General features: G+C 50.5%; 16 protein-coding genes and 1 riboswitch. Of the genes, 7 read left to right on the forward strand and 9 right to left on the reverse strand.

The genetic code is table 11. The features are described from left to right. Window positions 1–95: 95 nt before the first annotated feature. The 3 genes from hemG to ACXAD4_RS16910 are packed head-to-tail and all read right to left on the reverse strand — an operon-like array spanning window position 96 to window position 2,764. A complete protein-coding gene (hemG, locus tag ACXAD4_RS16900; RefSeq protein ID WP_475242935.1) occupies window positions 96–620 on the reverse strand; it encodes a menaquinone-dependent protoporphyrinogen IX dehydrogenase in 525 nt (174 codons plus the stop codon). A gap of 19 nt (window positions 621–639) precedes the next feature. Continuing rightward, window positions 640–2,097: a TrkH family potassium uptake protein gene (locus ACXAD4_RS16905; protein ID WP_475242936.1), complete on the reverse strand. Its 1,458-nt coding sequence runs from the start codon at window positions 2,095–2,097 to the stop codon at window positions 640–642. A gap of 43 nt (window positions 2,098–2,140) precedes the next feature. Further along, window positions 2,141–2,764 carry a YigZ family protein gene (locus ACXAD4_RS16910; protein ID WP_475242938.1) on the reverse strand — a complete coding sequence of 208 codons (624 nt, stop codon included), beginning with the start codon at window positions 2,762–2,764 and terminating at the stop codon, window positions 2,141–2,143. A gap of 441 nt (window positions 2,765–3,205) precedes the next feature. On the opposite strand from ACXAD4_RS16910, the gene fadB reads away from it, so the two are divergent. The 3 genes from fadB to acuI all read left to right on the forward strand — a co-directional run bounded on the left by fadB (window position 3,206) and on the right by acuI (window position 7,732). Then, entirely contained in the window at window positions 3,206–5,368 is a 2,163-nt protein-coding gene (fadB, locus tag ACXAD4_RS16915) for a fatty acid oxidation complex subunit alpha FadB (RefSeq protein ID WP_475242939.1), read from the forward strand. A gap of 27 nt (window positions 5,369–5,395) precedes the next feature. Beyond that, window positions 5,396–6,562, forward strand: a complete 1,167-nt coding sequence (gene fadA, locus ACXAD4_RS16920; RefSeq protein ID WP_475242941.1) for an acetyl-CoA C-acyltransferase FadA — start codon at window positions 5,396–5,398, stop codon at window positions 6,560–6,562. A 189-nt stretch (window positions 6,563–6,751) separates the two neighbouring features. After that, the gene (gene acuI, locus ACXAD4_RS16925) at window positions 6,752–7,732 is read left to right on the forward strand and encodes an acrylyl-CoA reductase (NADPH) (RefSeq protein WP_317524612.1); all 981 of its coding nucleotides are present in this window, start codon (window positions 6,752–6,754) and stop codon (window positions 7,730–7,732) included. 53 nt (window positions 7,733–7,785) lie between these two features. Here the strand turns inward: acuI and ACXAD4_RS16930 are convergent, their stop codons facing one another. Both ACXAD4_RS16930 and ACXAD4_RS16935 read right to left on the reverse strand, forming a co-directional pair. Beyond that, window positions 7,786–8,727, reverse strand: coding sequence for a LysR family transcriptional regulator (locus tag ACXAD4_RS16930; RefSeq protein ID WP_475242943.1), 942 nt, complete (start codon window positions 8,725–8,727; stop codon window positions 7,786–7,788). Between the two features lie 146 nt (window positions 8,728–8,873). Continuing rightward, complete coding sequence (locus tag ACXAD4_RS16935) at window positions 8,874–9,056, reverse strand: hypothetical protein (protein ID WP_044622220.1); 183 nt, start codon at window positions 9,054–9,056, stop codon at window positions 8,874–8,876. Between the two features lie 139 nt (window positions 9,057–9,195). Between ACXAD4_RS16935 and tusA the strand changes: the two genes are divergently transcribed. Then, window positions 9,196–9,444, forward strand: coding sequence for a sulfurtransferase TusA (tusA, locus tag ACXAD4_RS16940; RefSeq protein ID WP_317524616.1), 249 nt, complete (start codon window positions 9,196–9,198; stop codon window positions 9,442–9,444). Window positions 9,445–9,504: 60 nt separating this feature from the next. Here the strand turns inward: tusA and ACXAD4_RS16945 are convergent, their stop codons facing one another. The 3 genes from ACXAD4_RS16945 to ACXAD4_RS16955 all read right to left on the reverse strand — a co-directional run bounded on the left by ACXAD4_RS16945 (window position 9,505) and on the right by ACXAD4_RS16955 (window position 11,477). After that, a complete protein-coding gene (locus ACXAD4_RS16945; RefSeq protein WP_044622218.1) occupies window positions 9,505–9,765 on the reverse strand; it encodes a hypothetical protein in 261 nt (86 codons plus the stop codon). Window positions 9,766–9,939: 174 nt separating this feature from the next. Further along, window positions 9,940–10,497 carry a TMEM165/GDT1 family protein gene (locus ACXAD4_RS16950; RefSeq protein WP_317524618.1) on the reverse strand — a complete coding sequence of 186 codons (558 nt, stop codon included), beginning with the start codon at window positions 10,495–10,497 and terminating at the stop codon, window positions 9,940–9,942. A gap of 94 nt (window positions 10,498–10,591) precedes the next feature. After that, window positions 10,592–10,695, reverse strand: a riboswitch (yybP-ykoY riboswitch). Window positions 10,696–10,787: 92 nt separating this feature from the next. Then, on the reverse strand, window positions 10,788–11,477 hold the full coding sequence (locus ACXAD4_RS16955; protein WP_317524619.1) for a YiaD family glycine zipper/OmpA-like lipoprotein: 690 nt from the start codon (window positions 11,475–11,477) through the stop codon (window positions 10,788–10,790). A 286-nt stretch (window positions 11,478–11,763) separates the two neighbouring features. Here ACXAD4_RS16955 and glyQ point away from each other — a divergent pair, with 286 nt between their 5' ends. From glyQ to ACXAD4_RS16970, 3 genes are all read left to right on the forward strand, one after another. After that, window positions 11,764–12,675, forward strand: a complete 912-nt coding sequence (gene glyQ / locus ACXAD4_RS16960; protein ID WP_039463466.1) for a glycine--tRNA ligase subunit alpha — start codon at window positions 11,764–11,766, stop codon at window positions 12,673–12,675. Window positions 12,676–12,683: 8 nt separating this feature from the next. Further along, a complete protein-coding gene (gene glyS / locus ACXAD4_RS16965; protein ID WP_475242945.1) occupies window positions 12,684–14,753 on the forward strand; it encodes a glycine--tRNA ligase subunit beta in 2,070 nt (689 codons plus the stop codon). 393 nt (window positions 14,754–15,146) lie between these two features. Beyond that, window positions 15,147–16,397 (forward strand): valine--pyruvate transaminase, encoded by a 1,251-nt coding sequence (locus ACXAD4_RS16970; protein ID WP_475242946.1) that lies wholly within the window; start codon window positions 15,147–15,149, stop codon window positions 16,395–16,397. A 694-nt stretch (window positions 16,398–17,091) separates the two neighbouring features. Here the strand turns inward: ACXAD4_RS16970 and ibpA are convergent. Next, window positions 17,092–17,532 (reverse strand): small heat shock chaperone IbpA, encoded by a 441-nt coding sequence (gene ibpA, locus ACXAD4_RS16975; RefSeq protein WP_107300853.1) that lies wholly within the window; start codon window positions 17,530–17,532, stop codon window positions 17,092–17,094. Window positions 17,533–17,564 lie beyond the last annotated feature (32 nt).

Below are 17,564 nucleotides of genomic sequence, written 5' to 3' on the forward strand. Positions count from 1 at the left end.
GAGAGTTCGATCACGTTGGCAAGGGGCTTTTTTAAAAAAAATGGCCAAACCTGACAGTTCGAACAAAAAACACCCAAAACCATCAAAAAGCCAGCTTAAAAGGCTTTAAAGTGGTCTGCAAACGCCTCTACTTTTTGCCAATCGGTATATTCGACTTCTTTACTGGTATCTGTTTCACCACCAGTAATGCGCATAATGAACTGGATCATAACCCGGTCAAACCAGCTATAGCGTGGATAACGTAGTGCGCCAGCAAAAACCGCCTGCAAGCCAGGCTGCCACGGCGACTTCGTTAGGAACTTTTTCATATACACGCTCGTTTCCGGCGTATTTTTACCTTCTTTACGAGCAGTCAGGTTCACACAGAAAAAGCCCACTTTATGTTGTTCTAGCGCAGCCAGGTTCTGATCGATGAATTGATACAGCTTTTTATTAAGGTGGCCATAACGAATTGAGGCTCCAACCAAGATGCGGTCATACTGGTCAAAAGCGATGGCTGGTAGCTGGTTGAGGTCTGCCAGTTCGCACTGATACCCCTCACCCAGCGTCTTTTCTATATGGCGCATAATTTTGATGGTTTGCCCATCACTGCTCGAATGAAGAAAAAGGACTTTTTCCACGACATTTCCTTATTAATTGTTAACTACGCCAAAACGTAGGGGTAAATAGCACCAACAAGGTAAAGACTTCTAAGCGGCCAAACAGCATCGCGATAACCAACACCCACTTGGCAGGATCGTTGATTTCGCCAAAGTGTACCGCCACTTCCCCCAAACCTGGACCTAAATTATTCAAAGTCGCTGCTACGGCAGAGAAAGCGGTGAGCTCATCCAGCCCTGTCGCTATCAAGGCCAACATACAAATCACAAACACCAAGGCATACGCTGAGAAGAACCCCCATACCGCATCGACAACACGCTGCGGAAGAGCCTTATTGCCAACTTTAATGGTATATACCGCTCTCGGGTGAACCAATCGTTTGAGTTCCCTAACCCCTTGCAGCAACAGCAAGAACATCCGGATCACCTTGATACCACCACCAGTAGAACCGGCACAGCCGCCAACAAACGATGAGAACAATAGCAAGACTGGCAAAAACAGTGGCCATTCAGAGAACCCTGTGGTGGTAAAGCCTGCCGTGGTTGAAATCGACACGGTTTGGAACAGAGCCTGATCAAATGCATCATGATACGAGTTATAGGAATGGTGCTTGAGCAACATGCCAAAACAAATCAGGAACAAAATTAGCTGGGAAGCAAAGAAAGCCCGGAATTCAGGGTCACGCCAATACGTCCGCAAGTGAATGCCGCCATTGGCAAAAGCTGCAAAGTGCAATGAGAAGTTACAGGCTGAGATCAGCAGGAACACCACGGTGATCATATTAATCGTCGGGCTGTTGAAATACCCCATACTGGCATCATGGGTGGAGAACCCCCCGATCGCCACCGTCGAAAAGCTGTGGGCAATGGCGTCAAAGGCTGTCATTCCCGCCAGCCAAAAAGCCAGGGCACAGCTGATGGTCAAAGCCAAATAGATGTACCACAGCGCCTTGGCGGTTTCGGCAATACGCGGGGTCATCTTGCTGTCCTTGACCGGCCCCGGGATCTCGGCACGATACAACTGCATGCCACCGATACCTAACACTGGCAAGATGGCCACGGCCAATACAATGATCCCCATACCGCCGAACCACTGCAGCAGCTGGCGGTAGAACAAAATCGCCTTAGGTAGGTAGTCCAGCCCGACAATCACCGTCGCCCCAGTTGTCGTCAGGGCAGAAAAAGATTCGAAAAAGGAGTCGGTCACCGAGAGATCAGGGGTTTTTGCCAGTATAAAAGGGACAGCACCGGCACTGCCGATTACGGTCCAGAACAAGACAACAATAAGAAAGCCGTCCCTCGCTTTAAGCTCCTTGCGATAATGCCGATTGGGCACCCATAGCAATGCACCACCGGCGAAAAGGAGGAAGAAGGTCACAACAAACGGCAGACCGGCACCGTCACGGTAAATAAATGCCACGAGGGCGGGTGCCAGCATGGTGACACTGAACAAGGCGAGCAAAAGCCCGACAATCCTGATAATGGAACGAAATTGCATTGCCTATTCGGCTCTCATCTATATTTTGAAAAAGTTAACGGGACTATTCAGAACGGTCGACCGCACTCACCTGCCCGCCGCTGCGACTAAACAGCGTCGCACTGAATGCCTCGACCTGACGGCGGTCCAACTCAACCACCACAGTGACACGTTGCCCATAGTCAGCCTCAACCTGCTGACAAGAAAACTCAGCAACCAATGACTCCACCAGCGATACCTGATTATACTCGCAGCTGATCAGCAGTTCTGAAGTTATTAACTTTTCTTTGGTTTGCAGCACAGTTAGGGCCTGTTGGACCCCTCCGCCATATGCTTTGACTAAACCACCGGTACCGAGTTTTATACCGCCAGAGTAACGGGTCACTACTGCGGTGATCTCCCCGACCCCAGAGCCTGTCAGCTGAGCAAGGATTGGCTTGCCCGCCGTACCCGATGGCTCACCATCATCGCTAAAGCCCCATTTCATTGAGTCCTCGGGCCGTCCGGCAACAAACGCCCAGCAATTGTGCCGCGCATCATGATGCTTGTCTTTGATGTGCTGGACAAACGCCTTGGCAGCCTCGACATTCGGAGTGTGTGCCAGATAGGTAATAAAGCGACTTTTCTTTATTTCTTCTTCGAAAGTCGCACTGTCTGCCGGGATCAAATATGGCTCACTGACGCTCATATGCTGCCGTATTTCTCTGTAATCAATGGAATCTCTCAGGATACCATATCACCGGTTGTGGATGTATCTACTGGACAGTACAAGAGCAAAAAGGGGTTGTGGTAATAAATAATTCTTCGGTGGATCAGCAACCATCGCCAAGCTTATGAATAAGCGGCTGACTATCTACAACTTGCTCATTACAACAAAAAAACAACATAACGCAACTTCTATCTATCTAACTTACCACCCAAACCAAGAACCTGAAAATAAAGAAAATAACCTCCCACGCAGATAATTTTTCATATCAAATTAATATCTACCCTAAAGCAAAAGTTAAACAAATGTTTAAAATAGGTATTGTAATCGTTGCACAACAGGTTCAGACTATTATTTAACCTACTGACAGGTCAAACCAGTTAAATCAAATCCGGCACAGACTGGAACTCATGGAGATAGAAGATGATTTACCAAGGTGAAACCCTATCCGTTCGCTATCTGGAAGATGGCATCGCCGAGCTTAACCTCAACGCACCCGGCGCAATCAACAAGTTCGACCTCAAAACCCTGGAAAGCTTCAATGAAGCCCTGAATGCGCTCTACCACCAGAGTGATTTGAAGGGGCTACTAATAACCTCAAGCAAAGATGCCTTTGTGGTGGGAGCTGATATCACCGAATTTCTCGGCCTGTTTGCCAAACCTGCTGAGGAATTGTCACAGTGGGTCACCCATGCCAACGACATCTTCAATAAATTAGAAGACTTACCGGTTCCGACCCTGTCAGCGGTTAACGGCCACGCCCTGGGCGGTGGCTGCGAATGTATTTTGGCAACCGATCTGCGTCTGGCTGATAGTAAAGCGCGTATCGGCCTACCTGAAACCAAGCTCGGTATCATGCCAGGGTTTGGTGGCACCGTCCGTCTACCGCGCCTGATCGGCGCTGACTCGGCGATGGAAATCATTACTGCCGGTAAAGATAAAAAAGCCCTCGATGCCCTCAAACTCGGGATCGTCGATGGGGTTGTTGAGCCAGAGCAACTACCTACCGCGGCTCTGGCTATGCTCAAGGACGCTATTGCCGGCAAACTGGACTGGCAATCCCGCCGGGCACAGAAAAAAGCGCCTTTGGCTTTGAATAAAATCGAAGCGACCATGAGCTTTACGATGGCTAAAGGTATGGTGGCTCAAGTGGCTGGTCCACACTATCCGGCGCCGATGGCGGCCGTCAAAACCATCGAAGAAGCCTCACGCTGTGAGCGCGACGAAGCACTGAAGATTGAAAACAAGCACTTCGTCACCCTAGCCAAAACCGATGTTGCCCAGTCCCTGGTCGGGATCTTCCTCAACGACCAGTATATCAAAAGCCAGGCCAAGCAAGCCGCGAAGGCCGGACAGCCCACCAGCAAGGCAATGGTGCTGGGTGCCGGGATCATGGGAGGTGGCATCGCCTACCAGTCAGCCCTCAAAGGGGTACCGGTACTGATGAAGGACATCAGCGACGCCTCACTTGATTTAGGCATGGGTGAAGCTGCCAAACTGCTTAACAAGCAGCTAGAGCGTGGCCGTATTGATGGCCTTGGTATGGCCAAAGTGCTCGGCGGGATCACACCGAGCCTGCATTATGCCGGCGCCGAAGAGGCCGATGTGATTGTCGAAGCTGTAGTAGAGAACCCGAAAGTTAAAGCCGCTGTGCTCAGTGAGGTCGAAGGCTTGGTGGGTGACGATACGGTTATCACCTCAAATACTTCCACCATTCCTATCAACTTACTGGCCAAGTCGCTCAAGCGTCCAGACAAGTTCTGCGGCATGCACTTCTTCAATCCGGTTCACCGTATGCCGCTGGTTGAAATCATCCGTGGCGAACATACGTCGGATGAAACCATCAACCGCGTTGTGGCCTATGCCGCCAAGATGGGCAAATCCCCAATCGTGGTCAATGACTGCCCGGGATTCTTCGTCAACCGTGTGCTGTTCCCTTATTTTGCCGGATTTAGCTTGCTATTGCGTGACGGGGCTGACTTCCAGCAAATCGACAAAGTGATGGAAAAACAATTCGGTTGGCCAATGGGTCCGGCCTACCTACTGGATGTAGTCGGTATTGATACTGCGCACCACGCTCAGGCCGTGATGGCCGAAGGCTTCCCTGAGCGTATGGGCAAAGACTACAAAGATGGTGTGGATGTGATGTTCGAAAACGGTCGCTATGGCCAGAAGAACGGCAAAGGATTCTACGCCTATACCATTGACCGTAAGGGCAAGCCGAAGAAAACCGCCGATGCTGACGTTAGCGAGTTAATTGCCCCAGTTACCGGCAATGCAACCCCATATGATGCCGAAGCGATCATTGCCAGAATGATGATCCCGATGATCAACGAAGTGGTGCGTTGTCTGGAAGAAGGGATCATCGCCAGTCCAGCAGAAGCTGATATGGCATTGGTCTACGGCCTCGGCTTCCCTCCATTCCGTGGCGGTGTATTCCGTTACCTCGATACCCTCGGCCTTGCCAACTATGTTCAGCTGGCAGATAGCTATGCCCACCTTGGTGCCGTTTACGAAGTACCGGCAGGCCTGCGTGAGAAAGCAGAACAAGATGGTCGTTACTACCCTGTACCGAGCAACGCGTAACCATGGCTTAAGGATGAGGAATTGAAAATGAATAACGTTGTAATCGTTGATTGTATCCGTACCCCGATGGGACGCTCTAAAGGCGGCGCTTTCCGCCATGTACGCGCTGAAGACTTATCAGCCCACCTAATGAAAGGCCTGCTGGCACGTAATCCGCAGGTCGATCCTAGCAGCATAGAAGATATCTACTGGGGCTGTGTCCAGCAAACCTTGGAACAAGGCTTCAATGTTGGCCGGAATGCCGCGCTATTGGCCGGTATCCCCCACACTGTGGGCGCAACAACCGTAAACCGCTTGTGCGGCTCCTCAATGCAGGCGCTACACGATGCTGCCCGCGCCATCATGGTCGGTGATGCCGAGACCTGCCTGATCGGCGGTGTCGAACACATGGGCCACGTGCCGATGAACCATGGTGTCGACTTCCACCCGGGGTTGTCGAAATCTGTTGCCAAGGCGGCGGGGATGATGGGGCTCACCGCCGAAATGCTCGGCCGGATGCATGGTATTAACCGTGAGATGCAGGACGCCTTTGCCGCCCGCTCCCACCAGCGTGCTCATGCCGCTACCATCGAAGGTCGATTTGCCAATGAGATCTATCCAACCGAAGGCCATGATGCCGATGGCCGTTTAACCCTGTTGAGCCATGACGAGGTTATTCGCCCAGAAACAACCGCGGAGTCGCTATCAGCACTACGCCCGGTGTTCGATCCGGCCAACGGTACCGTCACTGCCGGGTCGTCTTCCGCCCTGTCTGATGGCGCATCAGCCATGCTGGTAATGAGCGAAGACAAAGCCAAAGCGCTCGGCCTGACTATCCGTGCTCGAGTCAAAGCAATGGCGGTTGCCGGCTGCGATCCTTCTATCATGGGTTACGGGCCGGTACCGGCCAGTCAGAAAGCGTTGAAACGTGCCGGACTATCCATCGAAGATATCGGTATGGTAGAGCTCAACGAAGCTTTTGCTGCCCAGTCACTCCCTTGTGCCAAAGATCTCGGTTTGCTGGATGTCGTTGAGGAAAAGGTCAACCTCAATGGCGGCGCCATCGCGCTCGGTCACCCACTAGGTTGCTCAGGTTCGCGTATCTCCACCACCCTGATCAACCTGATGGAGCACCATGATGTCCAATTTGGCCTAGCTACAATGTGTATTGGTTTAGGCCAAGGTATTGCGACTGTTTTTGAACGGGTTGAGTAATCTATTCGTAAAAGAGAAGTCGTATAAGAAATCTCGCATGAGAAAAGCCCGCTCCGGCGGGCTTTTTTGATCAGCACCAAACATGTATGAATTACATAGATAAAATGATTAACTTTCATTTTATTCATAGTTATTTCAGGTCTACACTCATAACCACTTAAGACGCTTGTATTAATTCGGAGCATCCCTATGTTTAAGGCACTGGTTCTAAACCAAGAAGAGAAAAAAACAATTGCGACAATCGAACAGTTAGACAATAGCCATCTTCCTGAAGGCGATGTTCTGATTGATGTTGACTACTCTTCCCTGAACTACAAAGACGGCTTGGCCATCACAGGTAAAGGTAAGATCATCCGTAACTTCCCTATGGTGCCGGGTATCGACCTCGCCGGTACTGTCGTCAGCTCCGAAGATGCCCGCTACCAAGAGGGTGACAAAGTCGTACTCACTGGCTGGGGTGTCGGTGAAAACCACTGGGGCGGCATGTCACAGCGTGCCCGCCTAAAAGCAGATTGGCTAGTGCCACTTCCTAAAGGCCTAGATAGCAAAAAAGCCATGATGGTCGGTACAGCAGGTTTCACCGCCATGCTATGTGTACAGGCGCTATTGGATGCCGATGTCAAACCAGACGCGGGTGAAATCCTAGTAACCGGTGCCAGCGGTGGTGTGGGCTCAGTTGCAGTTACCCTGCTGGCCCAGCTTGGCTACAAGGTTGCGGCTGTTACTGGCCGCGTAGAGCAAAACGGTCCACTGCTAGAGAAACTTGGCGCCAGCCGTATTATCGACCGTAGTGAATTTGAAGAGCCAGCTCGTCCGCTAGAGAAGCAAGTGTGGGCAGGTGCTGTCGATACCGTGGGTAGCAAAGTGCTGTCAAAAGTACTGGCGCAGATGGACTACAACAGCGCTGTTGCCGCTTGTGGTTTGGCTGGCGGTTTTGATTTGCCGACAACGGTGATGCCGTTCATCCTGCGTAACGTACGTCTGCAGGGTGTCGACTCGGTAATGTGCCCAACAGAGAAGCGTATCGCGGCTTGGGAAAAACTGGTCGAGCTACTACCTGAGAGCTTCTACGAGCAAGCGTGTACCGAGGTTGAGCTAGATGCCGCGCCTAAGTATGCGGAAGATATTACCAACGGCCAAGTAACCGGCCGAGTCGTGATCAAGCTATAACCGCGATTGCGAACGTAACACCAATGACTAAAGCCGGGTTTATCCCGGCTTTTTTATTCCAATCCCATATCATCGATGCGCTTGGCGATCAGGCGGCTACACTCCTCTTTGACAATCGCCCTCAGCCACTCCTGGGCTGGCGAATGCTCGCAGCGCGGATGCCAGATCATCGAATAATCAAATGGCGTAAAGGCAAACGGCAGCGGTTTGACGACCAAGTCATATCGCTCGGCCACCAGATAAGCCAAATCCGCTGGCACAGTAATGATGAGTGGCATGGTATCGACAATCGCCAATGCCGCTTCAAGGTGGTAAGCCCGCAAGACCATTTTCCGTTTCGGCTGACCAACCAACGCTTGCTCAATCAGCGCTTTTACCCCATCACTGATCGCAATCATCGCATGGGGATGGGCAAGGTAGTCTGCCAGGCTCATTTCTTTATCAGCCAGCGGATGATGCTTTGATAGCAGGCATAACACGCCGACGCGCCCCAAAATCTCACTGCGCAGCGGCTCAACAGGGCCGGTCGGGCGGCAGATCGCCAAATCCGCCCCTTCATAAGTCAGCTGGTCGGCTAGCCTGTCATGCTGGAGCGGCAGGAACTCAAACGAGACCTCCGGTGCCTCTTGGTAAATTCGCGGCAGGGCAAACGGCAATATCGTCTGCATCGCATAGTCCGTGGTCGCGATGGCAAAGGTCTGGTCGCAGCGGCGCGGATCAAACTCAACCGGTGACAGCAACTGGCGCAGGGATTCCAATGGCTCACCCAATGCCCGATCAAACTCCAACGCCTTTTCGGTCGGGATCAAATGCTGTCCCTGGCGGGTAAACAGCGGATCGCCAAGCAAGTCGCGCAGCCTACCCAGCACTCGGCTCATCGCCGACTGGCTCAGATTCAGGCGCGTGGCAGCCTTGCTGACACTGCTCTCTTCAATCATTACCCGCAATGCCACCAGCAAATTCAAATCACGGCGATAGATGTCTTCTAGTTCCACTTCGAGCTACCTTGGCAAGATATTGGGAGTAATACCAAACAACATATTACTTAGTTTGGTATTATTTTATCGTCCAGATAAAAAAAATCCCGCTATAAAAGCGGGGAAGCCCAAGAAAACTGGGGGAGTGTAGTAGATGTGCAATGTTAGCTTTCTTCTTCCTCGAGCTCGGGAGAATTGGTGAGCTCGAGCCAAAGTCCTAGCGCGGCGGCAATTAGGCCACCCAGCGCGATAAAACTGGTCTCATTCGGTGAACGTAGCATCAAAGAGCAAAACGTAATGAAGCACAGTACGCTATAAATTGTCAGGCGATCCATCTGAGTCAACATAGTTCCTCCTAATCCTTCAGAAGACAAACGTTAATGACTTGTTAAATACGTTACACGTTTTATTTTGATTTGCCAACCCTTATTGATTAATTCTTGCCCATAAGTATGATCACAGTCTTCAACAGAAGATGTAGATGCTATGACCGCTATTTTTGACAACCCCACCCACAGTTTGGAAGCTGAAGGACTTCGCTGCCCTGAGCCTGTGATGATGGTGCGTAAAACCGTAAGGAAAATGGCCGAAGGCGATACCCTGCTCGTCACTGCCGATGACCCTTCAACTACTAGGGATATTCCAAGCTTTTGCCGTTTCATGGATCACACCTTGGTTGCGGCAGAAACCGATAGCCTGCCTTACCGTTACTTGATAAAAAAAGGCACTAACTAAACAATCAAAAAAAGGCAGCTCATTGAGCTGCCTTTTTACTGTTTTGTTACCAGCTAACGGCTAATCCTCGTTACGGTACGAATCCCGCAATTGGCGGTTGGCTTTATCGAGTTCGTGGCGCAGGTCGCGGATTTCCTTCTTCATCGGCAGGACATAACGCAGGCGAACCAAGGCATCAACCGATAGGTACGTCGTCACAATGGCACCGACCACCATCGGCAGCCACATGTCCGTCAGCACCATACCGAGAATATTCAGCGCCAACGCAAAGTTGAATAACCAGAATTGGCTCTGGGGCGATATTGCAAGAAAACGGTTCATAACCCCCTCCTATACAGCGGTAACCGTCCTAAGGTACTGGTACCAACATATCACGCCAACCTTCCCGGCACTGCTGCCATGCTCACAATTTAAGTGCTTGTTATCACAGTGTCATAATGGCTTGTGAGCAAGGCTCTAATAGCCGTGTTCCACGTGGAACACAGCTAGCGGAGATTACATGCCAAACGCGGCGGCAAGAGCCAGGCCAAAGAACAGCGCCGCAGTGATTTTACGGATCAAACTTAACGGCATACGCTCGGCTGACAACTTACCAATCAAGACCACTGGCACATTGGCCAGCAACATACCAATAGTGGTACCCAATACCACCCACACTAGCGCATCACTGTATTTCGCACCCAGCATAGTGGTCGCCACTTGGGTCTTGTCACCGATTTCGGCAATGAAGAAAGCAATGAAGCTGGCGACAAACGGCCCACGGTTGGAGATCTGTTCGTCATCATCAAGCTTATCGGGGATAAGTATCCAACCCGCCATCGCGACAAAGCTCACCACCAACACCCACTTAAGCACTTCAGGTGTTAGGTAGTCGGCAACAACCACACCTAACCAGGCTGCCAATGCGTGGTTGGCAATCGTAGCGAAGAAGATCGCCAGGATGATAGGAATAGGTTTGCGGTAGCGGCTAGCAAGCAACAGGGACAGCAACTGGGTTTTATCGCCAATTTCTGCCAAGGCAACCGACGTAATAGAGATAGCTAAAACACTCACGACATGCTCTTTGGGGCGAGGAATACTATAAAAAAACCACAGGTAAACGCACATGCCCCACCCCGGTTCATGTTGGTTTACCGATGGTCTCGCCAAACTCACTAGTAGGATAAACGTGAGTCACAAACGCCATGAAGATTTTGCTTCAATTATGTTGACGCTTGTCTTGCCAGGACAAGAGGCTACTCCCCAAAGGTGCGGCAATTCTACACAGCAGCAACACGGATCGCAAGGCACAAAAAAGGGCCTGCTTGAGGCCCTTTTATCCAATCAAGGTTATTTGGCTGAAATTAACCTTGTGGAGAAAGCACGATTTCTACACGGCGGTTCTGGGCACGACCCTGCTCGTTATCGTTCGAAGCAATCGGGTGTGACTCACCCATGCCTTTGGTCACGATACGGTTGCTAGCCACACCACCGCGCATCAGCTCGTTGCTCACTTCGCTGGCACGAACCTGGGATAGGCGCAGGTTATAAGACGCCGCACCAGTGCTATCGGTAAAACCGTAAACATTCAGCATGGTCTCATCGTATTCTTTGGCTACCAAGGCCACACTGCTAAGAGCATTTTTAGCCTGGCCGCTCAACGCCGTGTCGTCCACAGCGAAAGTAATGGTGTTAGGCATGTTGAGGATAATATTGTCACCGTCACGGGTTACGCTGATCCCGGTCGATTGCAATTGCTTGCGCAGCTCAGCTTCCTGCACATCCATGTAGTAGCCGATACCGCCACCCAAAGCAGCACCAGAAGCCGCACCAATCAGTGCACCCTTACCACGGTCACTCTTGCTCGAAGACGCAGCACCGATAGCAGCACCCGCCACCGCACCGATGATAGAGCCACTGGTCGCTTTCGCCGTTTGGTCTTCACCTGTGTAAGGGTTGGTTGTTGAACAACCTGTCGCAACCACAGCCGTTGCCGTAGCAAACACCAGGTTACGAATCCATTTGCTAGATTTAGCGCGATTAGTCAAATCCATATTGTTTACCTTTCTTATTTCTCGGCTCTGGGCCGATGTCATTGTGTGCAGCGTCTTTGGCAAGCCAAAGCTGTTCATTGGCGGCCGTATTGTATCTGCCCGTCATAAGCTGATATCAGAACAATGTCAAAAAACTCCATACCATGACAAGCGAGGCACATTAATTTAAGCAAATTAATCAAAGATGACCAAAAAACATGCACTCCCCCTACTAGCGCAGGTGTTGGCAGGGTATACTGGATAGTTACTAAAAATCTCTCAATCCATTAATCACGCGAAGCTGACAATGCAGAAATACGATATTAAAACCTTTCAGGGCATGATCCTCGCGCTGCAGGATTACTGGGGCCAACAGGGTTGTACTATTGTGCAACCTCTGGACATGGAAGTAGGTGCAGGTACCTCTCACCCGATGACATGTCTTCGTGCTCTGGGTCCAGAACCTATTGCAGCAGCGTATGTGCAACCATCACGCCGTCCTACCGACGGCCGCTACGGCGAGAACCCGAACCGCCTTCAGCACTACTACCAGTTCCAGGTGATCATCAAGCCATCACCGGACAATATCCAGGAGCTATACCTAGGCTCATTGGAAGCTCTTGGCATCGACACCCAAGTCCACGATATCCGCTTTGTAGAAGATAACTGGGAAAACCCTACCTTGGGTGCCTGGGGTCTTGGCTGGGAAGTTTGGCTAAACGGCATGGAAGTAACCCAGTTCACTTACTTCCAGCAGGTAGGTGGCCTTGAGTGTAAGCCGGTAACCGGTGAAATCACATACGGTATCGAGCGCCTGGCAATGTACATCCAGGGTGTTGATTCCGTGTACGACCTAGTATGGACAGACGGTCCACTAGGCAAAGTGACATACGGTGATATCTTCCACCAGAACGAAGTTGAGCAGTCAACTTACAACTTCGAATACGCAGACGTTGATTTCCTATTCACCTTCTTCGACCAGTGCGAAAAAGAATGTCAGGAGCTACTAGCACTAGAGAAACCACTTCCTCTACCTGCTTACGAACGTATTCTAAAAGCAGGCCATGCATTCAACCTTCTTGATGCACGCAAAGCCGTTTCTGTTACAGAGCGTCAGCGCTACATCCTGCGCATCCGTAACCTAACCAAGCAAGTGGCTGAAGCCTACTACGCTTCCCGTGAAGCTCTTGGCTTCCCAATGTGCAAAAAAGACAAGTAAGGATCACCATGGCTGAACACAATTTCCTTATTGAACTTGGTACCGAAGAGCTACCGCCAACGGCACTGCGCACACTGGCAGAAGCCTTTGCTGCGAACTTCGAAGCTGAGTTGAAAGCAGCTGACCTGCCACACCAAGGTGTGAAATGGTTTGCTTCCCCTCGTCGCCTAGCACTTAAAGTTGCTGGCCTTGCTGAAAACCAGCCTGACAAGGTAGTTGAAAAGCGTGGCCCGGCGATTTCTGTCGCATTCGATGCAGACGGCAATCCAACCAAAGCGGCTCAAGGCTGGGCACGTGGTAATGGCATCACCGTTGAACAAGCTGACCGCCTAGTTACTGACAAAGGCGAATGGCTACTGTTCAAGCAAGAAGTCAAAGGCCAAGCGGCTGATGCACTGCTATGCGGCATGGCAGCTAACGCACTTGCTAAACTGCCAATCCCTAAGCCAATGCGCTGGGGCGACACAGATACCCAGTTTATCCGTCCGGTGAAAACCCTGACCATGCTTCTGGGTGACAAGCTGATCCCGGGTACTATCCTGGGTGTGGAATCTGCTCGCACTATCCGTGGCCACCGCTTTATGGGCGAAGCTGAATTTACTATCGACAATGCCGATCAGTACCCAGCTATCCTGGAAGAGCGCGGCAAGGTAATGGCTGATTACGAAGCACGTAAAGCCATCATCTTGGCTGACGCCCAGAAAGCAGCTGAAGCGGTTGGCGGTAAAGCCGACCTTGAAGACGAGCTGGTTGAAGAAGTGACGTCTCTGGTTGAATGGCCTGTCGTACTGACTGCATCTTTCGAAGAAGACTTCCTGAACGTACCGTCTGAAGCGCTGGTTTACACCATGAAAGGTGACCAGAAATACTTCCCGGTTTACGACGCAGATGGCAACCTAGTGCCTAAGTTCATCTTCGTAACCAACATCATTTCGAAAGATCCTCAACAAATCATCGAAGGTAACGAGAAGGTTGTCCGCCCTCGTCTTGCCGATGCAGAGTTCTTCTTCAACACCGACCGTAAGCGTCCACTGATTGATCGCCTGCCTGAACTAGAAACGGCTATTTTCCAGAAGCAGCTAGGTACGATCAAAGACAAGACCGACCGTATCACAGAGCTGGCCGGTTACATTGCCGAGAAGATCGACGCTGATGTGACTAACGCTAAGCGCGCAGGCCTACTGGCTAAGTGTGACCTGATGACCTCTATGGTATTCGAATTTACCGATACCCAAGGTGTGATGGGCATGCACTACGCTCGCCATGACGGTGAAGCAGAAGAAGTAGCTCTAGCGCTAAACGAGCAATACATGCCACGTTTTGCCGGTGACGAATTGCCAAGCACAGGCGTGTCAGCGTCAGTTGCAATGGCAGACAAGCTAGATACGCTAGTGGGTATCTTCGGCATTGGCCAGGCACCGAAAGGTTCTGATCCATTTGCCCTTCGCCGTGCTGCGCTAGGTGTTCTTCGTATCATCGTCGAGAAAGGCTACAACCTAGACTTGGTTGACCTGATTGCCAAAGCGCAATCACTGTTCGGCGACAAGCTGACAAACACCAATGTGGCAGACGAAGTGATCGACTTCATGCTAGGCCGCTTCCGCGCTTGGTATCAAGACGAAGGCCACAGTGTTGACGTTATCCAGGCAGTACTGGCACTTCGCCCTACCCAGCCTGCTGATTTCGACAAGCGTGTTAAAGCGGTATCACACTTCCGCTCTCTAGACGCAGCTGAATCACTGGCAGCCGCGAATAAGCGTGTAGGTAACATTCTGGCGAAATTCGACGGTGAGCTAGCAGCCGGTGTTGATAGCAGCCTATTGGTTGAAGATGCAGAGAAAGCATTGGCGACAGATATCGCATCAACGCTAGAACAGCTTGCCCCTGTCTTTGCCGAAGGTGACTACCAGCAGGCACTTTCTGAGCTGGCAAACCTTCGTGAGCCAGTCGATGCGTTCTTCGACAACGTAATGGTGATGGCTGATGACGAGAAGCTAAAAGTGAACCGTCTAACCATGCTGAACCAGCTGCGTAACGAGTTCCTAAAAGTGGCTGATATTTCGCTACTGCAAAAGTAATCGCGAAAGAGCAACAACGATATTACAGCCCCGGTTTATACCGGGGCTTTTTTATATATGCCCTTAGGTTTTCCCCGAACTGTTAATAAGCTTATGCCTCTCAAACCGTTCTCCTTTAACTGTTTCACGTGAAACACACGGATATAAACGGCCCCCTCAAGTCATCACGGTTTCACGTGAAACAATAGATAACTCACCCGGCGTAAAGGTACCGCTAGACTATATATAGCAGCTGATTACCGCATGAGGATATACGTAAAAGAGTGGGATGGAGATCCGGTGTTACAAAGGGTTTAATAAAGCGCTTCGTTGAGGTATGTTGACGAACAGCACAACATAAACCATAACCATATCGAATAAGATAAACACAACGCCCCGAGGTCAGAAGTAAAGATGGAGTTTTCTACATTTGGTGACAAGTTCGCCCGCTACTCAGGTATCACCCAGTTGATGGATGATTTGAACGATGGATTACGCAACCCCGATGCCATCATGCTCGGCGGCGGTAACCCTGCCCAGATCCCTGAAATGGTAGAGTACTTCAATCAGCTCTGCAGCCAGATGGCTGCCACCGGTGAGCTCACCCAAGCACTGACCAATTACGATGGCCCCCAGGGTAAAAATGTTTTCATCAATGCCCTCGCCCAACTGCTCAACAATCGCTATGGCTGGAATATCAGTGCCAAGAATATCGCCCTGACCAACGGTAGCCAAAGTGCGTTCTTCAACTTATTCAACTTGCTGGCCGGTGATTTCAAGGACGGTACGAAGAAAAAAATCCTGCTGCCTTTGGCACCTGAATATATTGGCTATGGTGACTCAGGCTTGAGTGAAGATATGTTTATCTCCTACAAACCGGAGATCAGCCTGCTCGACAATGGCCTATTCAAATACCATGTCGACTTCAACCACCTTGTCGTAGATGACAGTATCGGCGCTATTTGTGCCTCGCGCCCTACCAACCCAACAGGAAATGTCCTTACTGACGAAGAAATTCACCACCTTGATCAGCTGGCTCGCGAGCACAATATCCCGCTCATTATCGACAATGCCTACGGCATGCCGTTCCCGGATATCATCTTTGAAGATGTCACCCCATTCTGGAACGACAACACTATCTTGTGCATGAGCTTGTCGAAGCTTGGCCTGCCTGGCGTGCGCTGCGGAATTGTGGTTGCCAGCGAAGAAATCGCCACTGCCATCGCCAACATGAACGGCGTACTCAGCCTGGCTCCGGGTAGTGTCGGCCCGGCGATTGGTTACAAGATGATTGAACAAAATGACCTCATGCGCTTGAGCGAAGATGTTATCAAACCTTTTTACCTGCGCAAATCCAAACATGCTGTTGAGATGCTGCAACAGGCTATTACTGATCCGCGTTTTAGGATCCATAAGCCTGAAGGCGCGATGTTTCTATGGCTCTGGTTCAAGGATTTGCCTATCAGCACCATGGAGCTTTACCGCCGATTGAAAGCCCGGGGAGTGCTCATTGTACCTGGTGAGTATTTCTTCATAGGTCTAGATGAAGACTGGCAACATGGCCACGAGTGTTTGCGGATGAACTACGTTCAGGAAGATGAGGTGATGCGCAAAGGCATCGCAATCATTGCCGAGGAAGTGGAAAAAGCCTACCAAGAACGCTAAGCCACACAGGGCATAAGACTAAGCAACATACACAGGCTACCTCGGGTAGCCTGTTCTTTCTCTACCAGATAATGCGAAGCGCTAATTACTCCACAACCACTCATTCCACAATCATATACTTCGCAACCAATCCTTCCGAAAGCAATCTATACCTATACGCAACTCTCTTTATCTTAGTTGTCTTAGTTATCCCACTCATCACTCATATAGGAGCTTAAATGATCGCTGTTTGGCAGGTTTTATATTTCCTAAAAAACAGTATCAACTTAGCTTGGTGATATACGGAGTACTCTTGCTAGGTCATTTCACCTTTACTAGGTGGCGCTATTTCTTTACCAAGGTTTCACGTGAAACAGAGCTGCACCGGACAGAGTTACAAAGGGATCCCACTCCTCCCTCATCCACCCACACGGGCAACTTACCAAACATCAGATTGAAAGATGCATTAATGACTTTGAAGCAAGCCACCGTACAAATTGCTGGGAGCCCTCTCCTTACGAAGTAAAACTTGAAAGTAAGGAACCCAAAAACGATAAGCTGGTTTTGAACAGATCTCGCTGATATACCTGTTGCTTTGGATAACCATGATGGAACAGCAACGAAAGCAAAGACTGAAGGAAAAGGAAGAATAAAAAAGGCCAGCACGCTGGCTGACCTTTCACACCTCTAACGGGAGAAATGCTCCTGTTTGGAATTACTCGCTTTCAAGCAAACGACGACCGTTGATCGCGATCTTGCGCGGTTTCTGCTCTTCAGGGATCTCGCGTTCAAGATCAATATGCAGCAGGCCATTTTCCATCTCGGCACCGACAACTTTAACGTAATCAGCCAGTTGGAATTTACGCTCAAAATCACGCTCGGCAATGCCTTGGTACAAGTACTGGCGTTCAGCCTCACCGTTGGCTTCGCGGGTACCACGGACAATCAGCTTGTTTTGCTGCTGGGTGATATCCAGTTGCTCATCGGCAAAGCCTGCCACTGCCATAGTAATACGGTAATGGTTTTCATCTTGCTGTTCGATGTTGTATGGCGGGTAACCAGCGTTGGCGTTGGTTGCCGATTTTTCCATTTGGTTGAACAGACGATCGAAGCCGATAGCAGAGCGGTATAGAGGAGTGAAATCTAGGTTACGCATAAACTTTATCCTTCTTATGAAGCAATACATTA

The sequence above is a fragment of the Photobacterium sp. AWH4_225 genome (assembly GCF_056158405.1).